The organism is Devosia sp. P3_B2 (genome assembly GCF_056402875.1).
In genome coordinates this window covers 176,877-189,038 of record NZ_JBFUGO010000004.1, presented here as the reverse complement: position 1 = coordinate 189,038, position 12,162 = coordinate 176,877, and the positions used below count along the sequence as shown (strand labels likewise).

The following is a 12,162-nucleotide window of genomic DNA, read 5'->3' as shown; positions in this document are numbered from 1 at the left end:
CAGAACACTGGCACTTGTGAAGGCGTCTCCCTCGCCCTTGCGGGAGGGGACAGGGGTGGGGGGCACAACCACCAGCCCAAAAGAAAACGCCGGCCCAAGGGACCGGCGTTTCAAACTCCAGCGGGGTGCGTCGGCTCAGTACAGGGTCAGGCCCGAGAAGGCGACCGAGTAGTTGAGGCCGGTCTGGCCCTGGATCGACCAGGGCTGCAGGGCGAAGCCCTTGCGCGAGCCGCCGATCAGCCAGTTGCCGCCGAGGCCGACGCCGATGGTGGCTTCAGCCGAGCCGCCGACATAGGTGCCTGCCAGCGAACCCTTGCCGTATTTGGTGTTGGAGGCGGAGAACACCAGCCAGACGATCTCGGTGCGACCGGTGACGCCGATGTCGATGCCGAGCTTCTTGATGTTGCCGTGGTACTTTTCGGTCTTGTAGCCGTCGCGCTTGAAGCGGCAGGTCATGTCCTTGGACGAGCCGATGATGAAGCCGATACCGGCTTCGACGGAGCAGGAGAGCACGCCCACCTTCACCTGAGTGGCGGCCTGGGCGGCGCCGGCAGACATCAGCATGACAGCGGCGAGGGCCGCGGCGATGAACTTCTTCATGATTGGAGTCCTCAATGTTTGACGCGTTTTTAGTCGACCCTAAGTGGATCGGGAGTCTATCCGTTGCCGCCAACGGCACAAGGCCTCATCCGGTTGCGCAGAGACTGCACAAGTGTGGGCGAATTCTGGCGGTACGTAACAAAAACGCCGCCCTTGTGAGGCGGCGTTCCTGAACCAAATCTGAACGCGCTCTTACGGGCGCGCGGGGCGGGCAGCAGCCGCCGGAGCGGGCAGGCCGCCTTCGCGCTGGGCGCGCTTGCGAGCGAGCTTACGGGCGCGGCGCACGGCCTCGGCCTTCTGGCGCGCCTTCTTCTCGGACGGCTTCTCGTAGTAGTTGCGAAGCTTCATCTCGCGGAAGACGCCTTCGCGCTGGAGCTTCTTCTTCAGTGCGCGCAGCGCCTGGTCAACATTGTTATCGCGAACAACTACTTGCAAGCGCAACCGCCCTTCGTAATACGTCAGAACTGTTTGATGTGAACGCCCCAAAGGAGCGCCGACCGGCTGAACCGGTCATTCGTGGGCGGCTATATAGGCCAATCGAAACGGCTTGTCCACACCGGCAGCCACGCGAAATCGCTCATTTCGCGCGCTTTTTCAATGCAACCCGGTTGATGTGGCCCATTTTCCGTCCGCGGCGCGACTCAGCCTTGCCGTAGGCGTGCGGCTTGATGGCCGGCCCGAGCCGCTCGGGAATCGCTGCGATCTCGTCGCCGATCAGGTTTTCCATCACCACATCGGCCATGCGGGCGGGGTCGCCCAGCGGCCAGTTGAGGACCGCACGGATGTGCTGCTCGAACTGGTCGGTAATGGCCACCGCCTCGGTCCAGTGGCCGGAATTGTGCACCCGCGGGGCGATCTCGTTGACCAGCAGCTTGCCGCCCGGCAGCACGAAGAACTCGACGCCGAGCACGCCAACGTAGTCGAGGGCCGCCGCGATGGTCTTGGCGATTTCGCCGGCCTTCTTCGCGGTCTTGCCGGTGATGTCGGCCGGCACCGTACTGGTCTTGAGGATGTGGTCGCGGTGGACGTTCTCGGCGGGGTCGAAGGCGGCGACCTCGCTCAGCGCGTTGCGCGCCACGACCACCGAGATTTCCTTTTCGAACTCGATGAAGGCCTCGAGCACCAGCGGCTTGGGCGACAGCAGTTCCCAGGCGAGAGCCGCGTCCTCCATGTTGCGGACGATGCGCTGGCCCTTGCCGTCGTAACCGAGGCGGGTGGTCTTCAGCACCGCCGGGGTGCCGATCTCTTCAAGCTCGGCCTCGAGCCGGTCGAGGTCGGTGATGGCGGCAAACGGCGCTACCGGGATGCGGTTGATGGTCAGGAAGGCCTTTTCTGCCAGCCGGTCCTGCGACACCGCCAGCGCGTTGGCACCGGGGCGCAGCGGCTTCAGGTTGGCGAGGAAGGCGGCGGTCTTCGCCGGCACGTTCTCGAACTCGTAGGTGACGACGTCGACGCTGGCGGCAAAAGCGGCGAGGGCGTCCTCGTCGTCATAGGCGGCGACGGTCTTCAGCGGCGTCACGTCGAAGGCCGGGCTCTCGGGATCGGGGCAGAAGATGTGGGTCTTCATGCCCAGGCGGGCGGCGGCGAGGGCCAGCATGCGGCCGAGTTGGCCGCCGCCAAGGATACCGATGGTGCTGCCCTGCGGCAGCGGACGGGCGTCAGACATCGTCGGATGGAAACTCGGGGATGGAAGCGGTCTGGTCGGCGCGGAAATCATCGAGCGCCGAGGCGATCTCGGGGTCGGACAAGGCAAGGATGGCGGCGGCCAGCAGTGCAGCGTTGATGGCGCCCGCGCGCCCGATGGCGAGTGTGCCGACCGGAATGCCCGGCGGCATCTGGACGATCGACAGCAGGCTGTCCTCGCCACCCAGCGCTGCGGTCTGGGCGGGTACACCTAGCACAGGCAGGGGGGTCAGCGCGGCGACCATGCCGGGCAAGTGGGCAGCGCCGCCGGCCGAGGCGATGATCACCTGGAAGCCTTCGGCCTTGGCGCCCTTGGCGAATTCGTACATCCGGTCGGGCGTGCGGTGCGCCGAGATGATGCGCGCCTCGTAGTCGATCTTCAGCGCGTCTAGCGTCTCGGCGGCATGGCGCAGGTTGGGCCAGTCGGACTGGCTGCCCATGATGATGGCGACGGGTGGCGAGGTCGGCACTTTGGTCCCCCGGAAGGCGCGGCACTCAAGTTGTCACCCATAGGTGGCAGCGCCGCCGAGCGCAAGCGGTCAGGCAGCGGTCGTCGGCCGATCAAGCGCGCAGGCCAGCACGTCGAGCGAGTTGCGATCGGCGAGTTCGATACTGCCCTCGGGCAGGCCGAGGATGCGATCGATGACGGTGCCCAGGTACTCCATCTTGGCCAGCAGGCGCTGCGCCAGGCGCTCGAAATGCAGCCGGTCGCGGGTTTGATACAGCTCGACGATCAGTTGGCGGTTGGAGGTCATCAAATGCATGATGGTCTCGGCTGCGCCTTCCGGATCGGGCGTATCGAAGGTCTGCTCGGCGACGCCTTCGACGATGATGCGGGTGAGAATCGGCTGCACCACTTCGGTCACGGCGCGCTGCGTGCGCTCGAACAGCTGCAGGTTCTCGGCCCGGAACATCGGCTCGAACGTGGCGCGCAACTCGGCGGCAGTCTCCGTCTTGTGGCGACGCATGGTGCCAAGGAACCCGGTGAGCTTGGAGAAGGCATCAAGCGTGGGGTCGGAAAGTTCCTGCTCGGTCAGCGCCGCGGTCTGGCGCGCATAGCGGCAGGCGAGGGCCTCGACCAGGTCCTCTTTCGATTCGAAGTGGTGGTAGAACGCCCCCTTCGACACGCCGACGGCAACGATGATCTGGCTGACCGACGTCGCGTCGTAGCCGTTGCCGGCAAACAGGCGCTGGGCGGCATCAAGGATTTCGTCGCGCCGGGCCGGTGCGGATTTCACGATTCGAGGAAACGGCATTCCGCCCTCCCAAGGGACAGTCGCGCGCTAGGACCGACCGCTGGTCGGTCCAGCTTCCTAGCACGGCCATTTGCGATTGTGGAGCGCGACGTCAGGACGCAGAGCGGCTCAGGCGATGATGTCGGGGAGCAGGATGTTCTCGAGCTGCACGATGCGATCCTTCAGCGTCAGCTTCCGCTTTTTCATGCGCTGGATCAGCATCTGGTCGGAATAACCGGAGGCGGAGAGGGTGTGGATCGCGGCGTCGAGATCGGCATGTTCCTGGCGTTTTGCAGCCAGTTCCAGACCGAGCGCAGCTTCTTGTTCCTTGGTAAGCGGCAGCATCGCAGCGGTTAACGGAGTCCCTCAGCGAGGCGGAATGGCCTGCATCAAAGGGTTAGCCGATCGGTCGGGGATTTGCACCTGATTTTGCACCGCCGGATGGGTGTTGCACGGTTGCACGTCGACAGCGCGTGAAATTTTTGTGACGATCAGAGGTCGAAGAAAGCTGGAGAGGAGTTGTCATGACGACTGAAGGCCACGTCGAATCGCTCGAGCGGCGTCACCGGGAACTAGACCGGAAGATCGAGGATGAAATGAGCCACCCCAGCCACGATGACCTGTACGTCGCGGCACTGAAGCGGAAGAAACTGGAGATCAAGGACGAGCTGACACGGATGCTCAGCGAAGCCTGAGGAAACGAATAGAATCCCATGCAGTTGTGAGGGCCACGGCAAGCGCCGCGGCCTTTTTTCATGCCCGGCGGTTGGCGCGAGTAGACCCTGGTCGGGGCAGCCGCCAGCTACCTGAAATCGTTGATTTCGAACCAGTAGCCGTTGGGGTCCTGGAGGAATACGGCGCGCATGCCGTCGGGGCGGGTGTTGACCGCGCCCGGGGTGCCCTGCATGTCTGAGAACGGGGCGCCCAGCGCGCGCAGATGCGCCAGAACGGCCTCGAAGTTAGGGGCGGAAAGCGCGAAGTGCGTGCGCTTTTCCACGTGCGTTCTGCTGACGTCGCCCGCCTGGATGTGGAAACGCTGGCAGTTGCCGAACTCGAACCAGCGGATGTGAGTGCCGCCCATCGGATCGGGCACTTCGCGGACCTGCAGCACCTCGGTGAGGAACTTCGCCGTCTCGTCGAGATCACGAACCAGCAGCGCGATATGATCGAGGCGATAGTCGATGCTCATCTGGTTGCTCTTGCCCCCTCAGGCAGCCGTGGCGCCGACGAAGAACACGCCCACGGCCCCATCATAGATCAGTTTCAGCGACAGCAGGAACACCAGCCAGTAGGTCAGTTGGTAAAAACGCTTCACCGAGATGCGGCGCACCAGCCAGACGCCGATCATCACGCCGACCACGGCCAGCGGGGCAAGGATGGCGGCGCGCTCGAGATTGGCGACGTTGAGCTGGCCGAGGAAGAAATAGGGGACCAGCTTGGCCGTGTTGACGATGGCGAAGAAGAAGGCGGTGGTGCCCGAATAGATCACCGGCGTCAGGCGCTGCGGCAGCACATAGATCTGGAAGGGCGGGCCGCCGGTGTGGCTGATGAAGCTGGTGAAGCCGGCAAAGCCGCCCCAGAACGCACCCCAGGGTTTCGACGGCGGCAGGCCTTCGAGTTTCTTCCTGATCGGCAGCAGCGCATCGAGGATGAACAGCAGGGTGATGATGCCGATGAACAGCAGCACCATGGCGTCGCTGACGAAGCTCCACAGCGCCCAGCCGACCAGCGTGCCGACCATGGCGCCAGGCAGCATGATCCTGAGGATGCGCCAGTCGGCATCCTTGCGGTAGGTCCAGATGGCAATGGCGTCCATCACCAGCAGCAGCGGCAGCAGCATGCCGGCGGCATCGCGCGCCGGCATCACCAGCGACATCATCGGCACGGCGACCATGCCGAGGCTTCCCAGCAGACCCGATTTGCTCAAGGCAACAATGAAGACCGCGAGGACCGCGACGGTCCAGAAGTAGAGTTCGGGCATGGGGAAAGGGGAACCGGAGGGAAAACGCGGCGCTAGTCGGACGCTCGCGGCGCCGGCTTGTCAATATCGCCTTCAGCAGCATCGCTGGGGGCGGCCGACTGTTCCCGATCCGCCTTCATCACCGCATCTAGCATTTCCGTGGAGCGGCGCACGAAGCCGATATAGGCGGCCTGGTCGTGGCGCACGGCGTAACTCTCGTGCAGCATGCGGGTGTCGTGCTTTTCGAAGGCATTGGCGACGCGGCTGGCTTCGTCTTCTTCCTGGCCTAGCGCGACCAGCGCTTGCTCACCGAGCTTGATCGCGGCCCGGAAGGTCTCGCGCTCGATGACGTGGACGCCGAGCGCCATCAGGTCGTGGGCGTGGGAGCGGTCGACGGCGCGCGCCGCAATGATGACGTCGGGGAAGTTGCGGCGGATCAGTTCGGCGATCCCGAGGATGCGATCGCCGCCGGCGACCGCAATGACAATCATCTTGGCCTGGTCGGCACCCGCGGCGCGCAGGATCTCGATACGGCCGCCGTCGCCGTAGAACACCTTCACACCGAAGCGCTTCACCAGCTCGATCTGCGCCGGATCGTCATCGATCAGCGTCATCTCGAAGCCCTGGGCGCGCAGCAGCCGGGTGACGATCTGACCGAAGCGGCCATAGCCGAGGACGATGACCTTGTCGTGTGGGTCGTCGACAGTGGGGCCTGGCGGCAGGTCGTCTTCGTCGGCCGGGGCATTGAGGCGCGGCGCCCACAGCCGGTCGTAAAGGAAGATCAGGAACGGCGTCACCGCCATCGACAGCGCCACGACTACGGTCAGCAGTTCGACTTCCGGCCCCGACAGGTTACCGGCAGTGCGGGCGAACTGTAGGACGACGAAAGCAAACTCGCCGGCCTGGCTGAGGAGGATGGCGAGCAGCAGGCGCTCAGCCATGTGCATCTTGAAAAAGGTGGCGAGGACGAACAACACCAGCATCTTCAGCCCGATCAGCGCGACGACCAGCGCCAGCACCACCAGGGGGTCTTCGATCACCACGTTGAAGGCGATCGACATGCCTACCGTGATGAAGAACAGCCCGAGCAACAGCCCCTTGAACGGCTGCAAATTGCTCTCAAGCTCGTGGCGGTATTCGCTGTCGGCCAGCAGCACGCCGCCGAGGAAGGCGCCAAGCGCCGGCGACAGCCCCAGGCTCTCGGTGACCAGGGCGGCGCCGATCACCAGTGCCAGCGCAAAAGCGGTGAAAGCCTCCGGCACCCGGGTGCGGGCGAGCCAGCTCATCAGCGGCCGGATCACGAAGCGCGACCCGAACAGCGCGGCGACAAAGGCGCCGACCACGACCAGCGCCAGCCACCAGTCGATCGGGTTGTCGACCGCCTGCAGCACATCCTCGCCGATCGCCTCGATCGGCGAGCCACCCATCGAGGTGAGCAGCGGGATGAGGGCCAGGACGGGGATCACCGCCACATCCTGCACGAGCAGAATGGCAAGCGAGGCGCGGCCCGTATCGGTCTTGGTGATGTTACGCTGGTCGACCGACTGCATGGCGATGGCGGTGGAACTCATCGCGAGGGCCAGGCCAACCACTACCGCGTCGGCCCAGGCGAAGCCGATCAGCCGCGCCAGCACTGCAATAACAGCGCTGGTCGCCGCCATCTGAGTGAGCCCCAGGCCGAACACCTTGTGGCGCATGCGCCAGAGTTCGCTGCCATCGACCTCTAGGCCGATGAGGAACAGCATCATGACGATGCCGAACTCGGCGACCTGGTGGATCAGGTCGGTATCGGAAACCAGCGACAGCCCGTAGGGGCCGATCAGGATGCCGGCAGCGAGGTAGCCCAGGATGGTGCCGAGGCCCGCCCACTTGAACAGCGGGACCAGCAACACTGTCGCGGCCAGGAGGACGAAAATGGCGAGCAGCAGGTTGGTTTCCATATCCGCTGCTCGCGTCCAGTCTTACTCGTCGGTATCGCCCTTCAGCGACTTCAGCTTGGCGAATACCGAATCGGCGTCGATCTCTTCTTCGCGCTCCGGGCGGCGCTCGACGCCGTCCTCGTCTTCGGTGCGATCCATGCCGGCGCGGCCGTGTGCCCCTGCCAGCGCCTCTTCGGCGGTGAGCAGCATGGTGCCTTCCTCGGCGACCTCACCGCTGGCGGCGCCCTTGGAGGCGCGGCTCACTTCGAGATCGAGATCGATCTGGCTGGCGAGCCCGAGGGTCACCGGGTCCATCGGGGTGATGTTGGCGTTGTTCCAGTGGGCGCCGTCACGCACTGCGTCGATGGTCGACTTGGTGGTGCCGACCAGCCGCATGATCTGCGCATCCTTCATTTCGGGATGGTTGCGCAGCAGCCACTTGATGGCGTTCGGGCGCTCGTTGCGGCGCGAGATCGGGGTGTAGCGCGGGCCCTTGCGCTTGGGCGCGGCGACGCGGACCTTGGGGTCCGAGATCTTCATGCGATAGTTCGGGTCGGCTTCTGCCTTCTCGATCTCCTCGCGGGTCAGTTGGCCGTTCTGCAGCGGGTTCACACCCATGATGCCACTGGCCACATCACCATCGGCGACGCCCTGCACTTCAAGCGGATGCAAGCCGCAGAAGGCGGCGATCTGCTCGAACGAGAGCGCGGTGTTGTCGACCAGCCAGACGGCGGTTGCCTTGGGCATCAGAAGGGGCGTGGCCATGATAAATCTCTCCTTGAGGCGCGGCCGGGTTCTTCCGGTCGCCCCGCCTCGTGGTTCGTAATGAGGGGGAATAATTGCTGCCTATATACGCGCGGACTCAGGCCGATTCAATCGGATTGTCGCCATCTGCCGAACTGTTCATCTGAGTTTCGCCCCACGGGGTGACGAGGATCAGCTTGCCGTAGTTGCTGGCTTTCTCGAGTTCGACGTGGCCGCGAGAGGCCTCGGTGAGGGGCGCGGCGCGGATGCGCGGGCGGACGACGCGGCCGTCGGCCAGCGCCGGCCACACGGTCTTCATCAGGCTGCGGGCGATTGTCGCCTTCACCTCGCGGGTCTGTGGCCTCAGGGTCGAGCCAGAGAGGGTCAGCTGCTTCATCAGAATGTGACTGGCGTTGATCTCGGATTTCGGCCCCGCCAGCGTCGAGACGATGACGATGTGGCCGAAGCGCGCGGAGGCGCGGATGTTCTTTTCCAGCGCGTCGCCGCCGACAATGTCGACGATGCGGTCAGCACCCTTGCCGCCGGTGATCGACAGCGTGCGGGCGACGAAGTCCTCGGTGGCGCGATCGATGGTGTCGGTCGCGCCGAGGCTGCGGGCGTAGGCGGCCTTCTCGGAACCGGAGACGATAGCGATGGGGCGGGCGCCGTGGAGTTTCGTGATCTGGATGGCGGCGCCGCCGATGCCGCCGGCCGCGCCGTGGATCAGCACGTCCATGCCGGGACCCACACCGGCACGCATCACCAGGGTTTGCTCGATGGTGAAGAAGGTTTCGGGCAGGGCGGCGCCGGCGGCCATCGACCAGCCGGTGGGCAGTGGCAGCACTTGGCCGGCAGGCACCGCGACATACTCGGCATAGCCACCGCCATGGGTCAGCGCCACCACGGGATCGCCGAGCGACCAGCCGCGCACGCCCTTGCCGAGCGCGGCGATCTCGCCGCCGACCTCGAGGCCGGGCAGGGGGGAGGCGTCTGGCGGCGGGTTGTAGGTGCCGCGGCGCTGGCCGAGATCGGGGGCGTTGAGACCGGCGGCGGCGACTCGGATCAGCACCTCGCCAGGACCGGGCTGCGGCACGGGCAGTCGCACCGGCTGCAGCACCTCGGGGCCGCCGAATTCGGTAATGGAAATGGCGGTCATTTCGGCTGGGATCGGCATGTCCTTAGCTAGGACGAGCCGAGGCCGGCTGGCAATCGCTGATCAGCAAGCCGGGAGCCAGGGTTGCGTGGCGTCTCAGGAGGGCTAAAATTCGGGAAAAGCCAAGCCGGGAGAACATCATGTTCGGTGACGACGAGGTCAAGAAGCCCAGAGGGCACGAAGTCGGCATGCCCATCGACACCATGTCGGTGGAGGAGCTCGAGGAACGCATCGGCATGCTGAAAGCGGAAATCGCGCGCCTCGAGCAGGCCATCGCCGCACGCCAGAAAACCCGGACGGAAGCGGATTCGCTGTTCAAGTTCTGAGCCGTCGTTATTGCCCCGATCGCCGGTCCATCTCGGCTTCGAACGAATCCTGCGCCTGGCGCATCATCGCAAGTTCGGTGGGGTCGCCGAAGCGCCGGGCCATCTCCTCGGGTGTGACATCCTCCAGGTGGGTCTGCAGCCACCAGATGTTGCCGAGCGGGTCGCGCACCCGCGCGCCGCGGTCGCCGATGATCTTCGACGTCGCCAACGCGGTTACTGAAACCGCGCCCGCCGCCAGCGCCTTCGCATAGGTAGCATCGACATCGGCGACGTACAGGCAGAGGAAGCTGGGCGTGTCGACCCAGTGCGGCTTGGCGTCAAAGGCCATGATGACAGAGTCGCCGATGCGCGCCTCGGCGTGGCCAATCGTGCCATCGGCGTTCGGCACCTTTAGGTAGATGTCGGCATCGAAGGCCGCCGCGATGAACGCGAGCAGCTTTTCGACCCCTTTGGTCACGAGGTACGGGGTCACGGCGTGCTTGCCGGCGGGAATGTGGCTGATCTGGGCTTGCGTCATGGGGCCTCCTAAAGGACGGGATGGTCAGCTCCTTCCCTTTGCCCGACTGCTCCTGACAGCCCATGTCAGCAATCGTCGGCGGCTGGCCCGTGGCAGCGTCGCCGGCATGGTCACGATTTGCCAAGGTTAAGAAAGCGAGTCTCGTTAACCTCGAATTAACACTTCCGAGTTAACTTAAAGGCTGTCCAGTTCTCTGGATTTGCAGAGTGGTTTCTCCCTCTGTTTGACGCCTCCCTGTTAACTTTCGAGAGCCGTTTCGACGGCTCTTTTCTTTTGTGCTGCAGCCATCAAACCGTTAAGCCAACGGCAACCGGGGTGGGCGCACAACAGAGTTAACCGGCTGAATGCGCCGGCCGCAGATTTCTCCGTTACCGGGCAACAGCGTGGACGACAGCAGGCAAAAGCAGAAGCCGGTGGCCATCGGCCCGCGGATCGTCGCGTCCGGCGGGTTCGACATGCTCTATCGCGAGGGCATGGTGCTGATCGAAGAGGTCGCGTCCTATCTCGATGGCGACGGCCGGGCGGAAAGCCGCGGCCTGCCGCGCGAGGCCTCGTTCGTCTATGCCACCGAGAGCATGCGGCTCACCACGCGACTGATGCAACTCGCCTCGTGGCTGCTGCTGCAACGCGCCGTCAACGAGGGCGAACTTACTGCCGAGAATGCCCGTACCGAGAAGGAAAAGGTGCGCTTCTCAGCCACCCCCTCCGATCGCGGCGGCCCCGGCTATGCCGATCTGCCCGAGCGGCTTCGCACCTTCATCACCAAAGGCGACCGCCTGTTCGACCGCGTGCAGCAGTTCGACAAGCTCGAGCGCGGTGGCGTGCCGGAATACGCAACGACCGGCGAGGGCGGCATCGCCGACCAGTTGGCGCGGCTCAAGGCGGCGTTCGGGCGATTGAAGGAATAGCCGCTAGCGCCGCCTTGGGTGCGGTCTTCGCAATTCGGCCTTGCCGACAAAGCGGTCGAAGACGCAGTTCCGCACCGTGCTGTCCATCCAGCCCAGCGTTGCGCATCGCGCCAGGGCCCCGGCAAGCATCTCGTCGGCTGCGCGAGTGTCGTCTGATGCACGGAGATCGGCGAACGTGGCATAGGACATGCCGACGCCCCGGAACCGATAAAGCGCCTCGCTGGCGCAGGCCACCGCCTGCTGCAGGTCGTTCACCGAGAGAATGGCTAGGTATTCCCTGGGATAGAGCGGGACGCAAGGTGCTGCGGCCATAGAGCTGGACCACAGTCGCTCGGTTTCAATGGGATCGAGTCCCATGTCACGGAGCGTTGTCGCGAAAGCGGTAAAGGCCAGCTCCACATCGTCTGACCGACGGTTGATAATAACGATATCGGGGCCAAGCGGTTCGTCGGCAAACCCCTCCGTGGCCAGCAGCGTGAGGTGGGCTTCAATCTCCGCCGCGCGGGCCCAGTCCGCGACCGGTATGACGTGTGGAGACCCGACATAGATTTGCCCATCGGGAATACGCTCGACGTTGTGATGGGCGAAGGCGAAGAATCTCGAATCGACCACTGTCGAGTCATCGGCGAAGCCCGCGCCGGGCGAGCCGACGGTGGCGGCAACCAGAGCAGCGGCCAGCAATTTGTGGAAGCGACTGTTCATCGCTCGACGTCCCCCACCCCCGACGAGCTTGCCGAAAACAAAAGCCCGGCGCAATGGCCGGGCTTTTGCATTCGTCGGTACCGTCAGGCTTAGAAGCCGAGGCCCTTGAACTTGTCCTTGAAGCGAGTGACGCGGCCGCCGCGGTCCATCAGGTTGCCCTGCACGCCGGTCCAGGCCGGGTGCGTGGTCGGATCGATGTCGAGCTGCAGCGTGTCGCCTTCCTTGCCGTAGGTCGAACGGGTCTGGTAGGTCGTGCCGTTGGTCATCGCCACGGTGATCATGTGGTAGTCGGGGTGGATGTCGTTCTTCATGGCGCTGCCTCAAATCAAACGGGCGCCGCGGCGCCCGGACGAAACTATCAATTCGGATTGGCCGGGTTCATAGAGAAAATCCCGGTCCAGCGCAAGGGGAAGCC

General features: G+C 64.7%; 17 protein-coding genes. 3 read left to right on the top strand and 14 right to left on the bottom strand.

The window, feature by feature from the left end; genetic code table 11:
* Window positions 1-135 precede the first annotated feature (135 nt).
* The 6 genes from AC1DV8_RS08195 to AC1DV8_RS08170 all read right to left on the bottom strand — a co-directional run bounded on the left by AC1DV8_RS08195 (window position 136) and on the right by AC1DV8_RS08170 (window position 3,863).
* Entirely contained in the window at window positions 136-600 is a 465-nt protein-coding gene (locus AC1DV8_RS08195) for a DUF992 domain-containing protein (RefSeq protein ID WP_477149871.1), read from the bottom strand.
* 192 nt (window positions 601-792) lie between these two features.
* Window positions 793-1,035: a 30S ribosomal protein S21 gene (gene rpsU / locus AC1DV8_RS08190; protein ID WP_055046207.1), complete on the bottom strand. Its 243-nt coding sequence runs from the start codon at window positions 1,033-1,035 to the stop codon at window positions 793-795.
* A 142-nt stretch (window positions 1,036-1,177) separates the two neighbouring features.
* Window positions 1,178-2,266: a 5-(carboxyamino)imidazole ribonucleotide synthase gene (locus tag AC1DV8_RS08185; protein ID WP_477157100.1), complete on the bottom strand. Its 1,089-nt coding sequence runs from the start codon at window positions 2,264-2,266 to the stop codon at window positions 1,178-1,180.
* A complete protein-coding gene (purE, locus tag AC1DV8_RS08180) occupies window positions 2,259-2,723 on the bottom strand; it encodes a 5-(carboxyamino)imidazole ribonucleotide mutase (protein WP_477157169.1) in 465 nt (154 codons plus the stop codon). The genes AC1DV8_RS08185 and purE overlap by 8 nt, the downstream gene beginning before the upstream one ends.
* A gap of 99 nt (window positions 2,724-2,822) precedes the next feature.
* Complete coding sequence (locus tag AC1DV8_RS08175; RefSeq protein ID WP_477157099.1) at window positions 2,823-3,539, bottom strand: TetR/AcrR family transcriptional regulator; 717 nt, start codon at window positions 3,537-3,539, stop codon at window positions 2,823-2,825.
* Between the two features lie 108 nt (window positions 3,540-3,647).
* Window positions 3,648-3,863 (bottom strand): YdcH family protein, encoded by a 216-nt coding sequence (locus AC1DV8_RS08170; RefSeq protein ID WP_477149868.1) that lies wholly within the window; start codon window positions 3,861-3,863, stop codon window positions 3,648-3,650.
* A gap of 179 nt (window positions 3,864-4,042) precedes the next feature.
* Between AC1DV8_RS08170 and AC1DV8_RS08165 the strand changes: the two genes are divergently transcribed.
* A complete protein-coding gene (locus tag AC1DV8_RS08165; protein WP_069909386.1) occupies window positions 4,043-4,213 on the top strand; it encodes a YdcH family protein in 171 nt (56 codons plus the stop codon).
* Window positions 4,214-4,320: 107 nt separating this feature from the next.
* On the opposite strand, the gene AC1DV8_RS08160 is transcribed toward AC1DV8_RS08165, so the two are convergent.
* The 5 genes from AC1DV8_RS08160 to AC1DV8_RS08140 all read right to left on the bottom strand — a co-directional run bounded on the left by AC1DV8_RS08160 (window position 4,321) and on the right by AC1DV8_RS08140 (window position 9,297).
* Window positions 4,321-4,707 (bottom strand): VOC family protein, encoded by a 387-nt coding sequence (locus AC1DV8_RS08160; RefSeq protein WP_477157098.1) that lies wholly within the window; start codon window positions 4,705-4,707, stop codon window positions 4,321-4,323.
* A gap of 18 nt (window positions 4,708-4,725) precedes the next feature.
* Complete coding sequence (locus AC1DV8_RS08155) at window positions 4,726-5,499, bottom strand: sulfite exporter TauE/SafE family protein (RefSeq protein ID WP_477149865.1); 774 nt, start codon at window positions 5,497-5,499, stop codon at window positions 4,726-4,728.
* A gap of 32 nt (window positions 5,500-5,531) precedes the next feature.
* Window positions 5,532-7,418, bottom strand: coding sequence for a monovalent cation:proton antiporter-2 (CPA2) family protein (locus AC1DV8_RS08150; RefSeq protein WP_477157097.1), 1,887 nt, complete (start codon window positions 7,416-7,418; stop codon window positions 5,532-5,534).
* Between the two features lie 21 nt (window positions 7,419-7,439).
* Window positions 7,440-8,162 (bottom strand): DUF1013 domain-containing protein, encoded by a 723-nt coding sequence (locus tag AC1DV8_RS08145; RefSeq protein WP_477149863.1) that lies wholly within the window; start codon window positions 8,160-8,162, stop codon window positions 7,440-7,442.
* Window positions 8,163-8,259: 97 nt separating this feature from the next.
* Entirely contained in the window at window positions 8,260-9,297 is a 1,038-nt protein-coding gene (locus AC1DV8_RS08140; RefSeq protein WP_477157096.1) for an NAD(P)H-quinone oxidoreductase, read from the bottom strand.
* 137 nt (window positions 9,298-9,434) lie between these two features.
* Here AC1DV8_RS08140 and AC1DV8_RS08135 point away from each other — a divergent pair, with 137 nt between their 5' ends.
* The gene (locus AC1DV8_RS08135) at window positions 9,435-9,620 is read left to right on the top strand and encodes a DUF1192 domain-containing protein (protein WP_477149861.1); all 186 of its coding nucleotides are present in this window, start codon (window positions 9,435-9,437) and stop codon (window positions 9,618-9,620) included.
* Between the two features lie 7 nt (window positions 9,621-9,627).
* On the opposite strand, the gene AC1DV8_RS08130 is transcribed toward AC1DV8_RS08135, so the two are convergent.
* Window positions 9,628-10,137, bottom strand: coding sequence for a VOC family protein (locus AC1DV8_RS08130; protein WP_477157095.1), 510 nt, complete (start codon window positions 10,135-10,137; stop codon window positions 9,628-9,630).
* Between the two features lie 383 nt (window positions 10,138-10,520).
* On the opposite strand from AC1DV8_RS08130, the gene rcdA reads away from it, so the two are divergent.
* A complete protein-coding gene (rcdA, locus tag AC1DV8_RS08125; protein WP_477149859.1) occupies window positions 10,521-11,045 on the top strand; it encodes a protease adaptor protein RcdA in 525 nt (174 codons plus the stop codon).
* A 3-nt stretch (window positions 11,046-11,048) separates the two neighbouring features.
* On the opposite strand, the gene AC1DV8_RS08120 is transcribed toward rcdA, so the two are convergent.
* Together AC1DV8_RS08120 and rpmE are read right to left on the bottom strand one after the other, a co-directional pair.
* Window positions 11,049-11,747 carry a hypothetical protein gene (locus AC1DV8_RS08120; RefSeq protein WP_477157094.1) on the bottom strand — a complete coding sequence of 233 codons (699 nt, stop codon included), beginning with the start codon at window positions 11,745-11,747 and terminating at the stop codon, window positions 11,049-11,051.
* An 89-nt stretch (window positions 11,748-11,836) separates the two neighbouring features.
* Window positions 11,837-12,058 carry a 50S ribosomal protein L31 gene (gene rpmE / locus AC1DV8_RS08115; protein WP_055046196.1) on the bottom strand — a complete coding sequence of 74 codons (222 nt, stop codon included), beginning with the start codon at window positions 12,056-12,058 and terminating at the stop codon, window positions 11,837-11,839.
* Window positions 12,059-12,162 lie beyond the last annotated feature (104 nt).

What these genes read in the sequence shown, in the direction of transcription:
- AC1DV8_RS08120 (WP_477157094.1), bottom strand. Translation starts at nt 11,747, where the DNA reads ATGAACAGTCGCTTCCACAAATTGCTGGCCGCTGCTCTGGTTGCCGCC.
- AC1DV8_RS08150 (WP_477157097.1), bottom strand. Translation starts at nt 7,418, where the DNA reads ATGGAAACCAACCTGCTGCTCGCCATTTTCGTCCTCCTGGCCGCGACA.
- AC1DV8_RS08170 (WP_477149868.1), bottom strand. Translation starts at nt 3,863, where the DNA reads ATGCTGCCGCTTACCAAGGAACAAGAAGCTGCGCTCGGTCTGGAACTG.
- AC1DV8_RS08175 (WP_477157099.1), bottom strand. Translation starts at nt 3,539, where the DNA reads ATGCCGTTTCCTCGAATCGTGAAATCCGCACCGGCCCGGCGCGACGAA.
- AC1DV8_RS08185 (WP_477157100.1), bottom strand. Translation starts at nt 2,266, where the DNA reads ATGTCTGACGCCCGTCCGCTGCCGCAGGGCAGCACCATCGGTATCCTT.
- AC1DV8_RS08130 (WP_477157095.1), bottom strand. Translation starts at nt 10,137, where the DNA reads ATGACGCAAGCCCAGATCAGCCACATTCCCGCCGGCAAGCACGCCGTG.
- rpmE (WP_055046196.1), bottom strand. Translation starts at nt 12,058, where the DNA reads ATGAAGAACGACATCCACCCCGACTACCACATGATCACCGTGGCGATG.
- AC1DV8_RS08165 (WP_069909386.1), top strand. Translation starts at nt 4,043, where the DNA reads ATGACGACTGAAGGCCACGTCGAATCGCTCGAGCGGCGTCACCGGGAA.
- AC1DV8_RS08160 (WP_477157098.1), bottom strand. Translation starts at nt 4,707, where the DNA reads ATGAGCATCGACTATCGCCTCGATCATATCGCGCTGCTGGTTCGTGAT.
- AC1DV8_RS08135 (WP_477149861.1), top strand. Translation starts at nt 9,435, where the DNA reads ATGTTCGGTGACGACGAGGTCAAGAAGCCCAGAGGGCACGAAGTCGGC.
- AC1DV8_RS08140 (WP_477157096.1), bottom strand. Translation starts at nt 9,297, where the DNA reads ATGACCGCCATTTCCATTACCGAATTCGGCGGCCCCGAGGTGCTGCAG.
- AC1DV8_RS08195 (WP_477149871.1), bottom strand. Translation starts at nt 600, where the DNA reads ATGAAGAAGTTCATCGCCGCGGCCCTCGCCGCTGTCATGCTGATGTCT.
- AC1DV8_RS08155 (WP_477149865.1), bottom strand. Translation starts at nt 5,499, where the DNA reads ATGCCCGAACTCTACTTCTGGACCGTCGCGGTCCTCGCGGTCTTCATT.
- purE (WP_477157169.1), bottom strand. Translation starts at nt 2,723, where the DNA reads ATGGGCAGCCAGTCCGACTGGCCCAACCTGCGCCATGCCGCCGAGACG.
- AC1DV8_RS08145 (WP_477149863.1), bottom strand. Translation starts at nt 8,162, where the DNA reads ATGGCCACGCCCCTTCTGATGCCCAAGGCAACCGCCGTCTGGCTGGTC.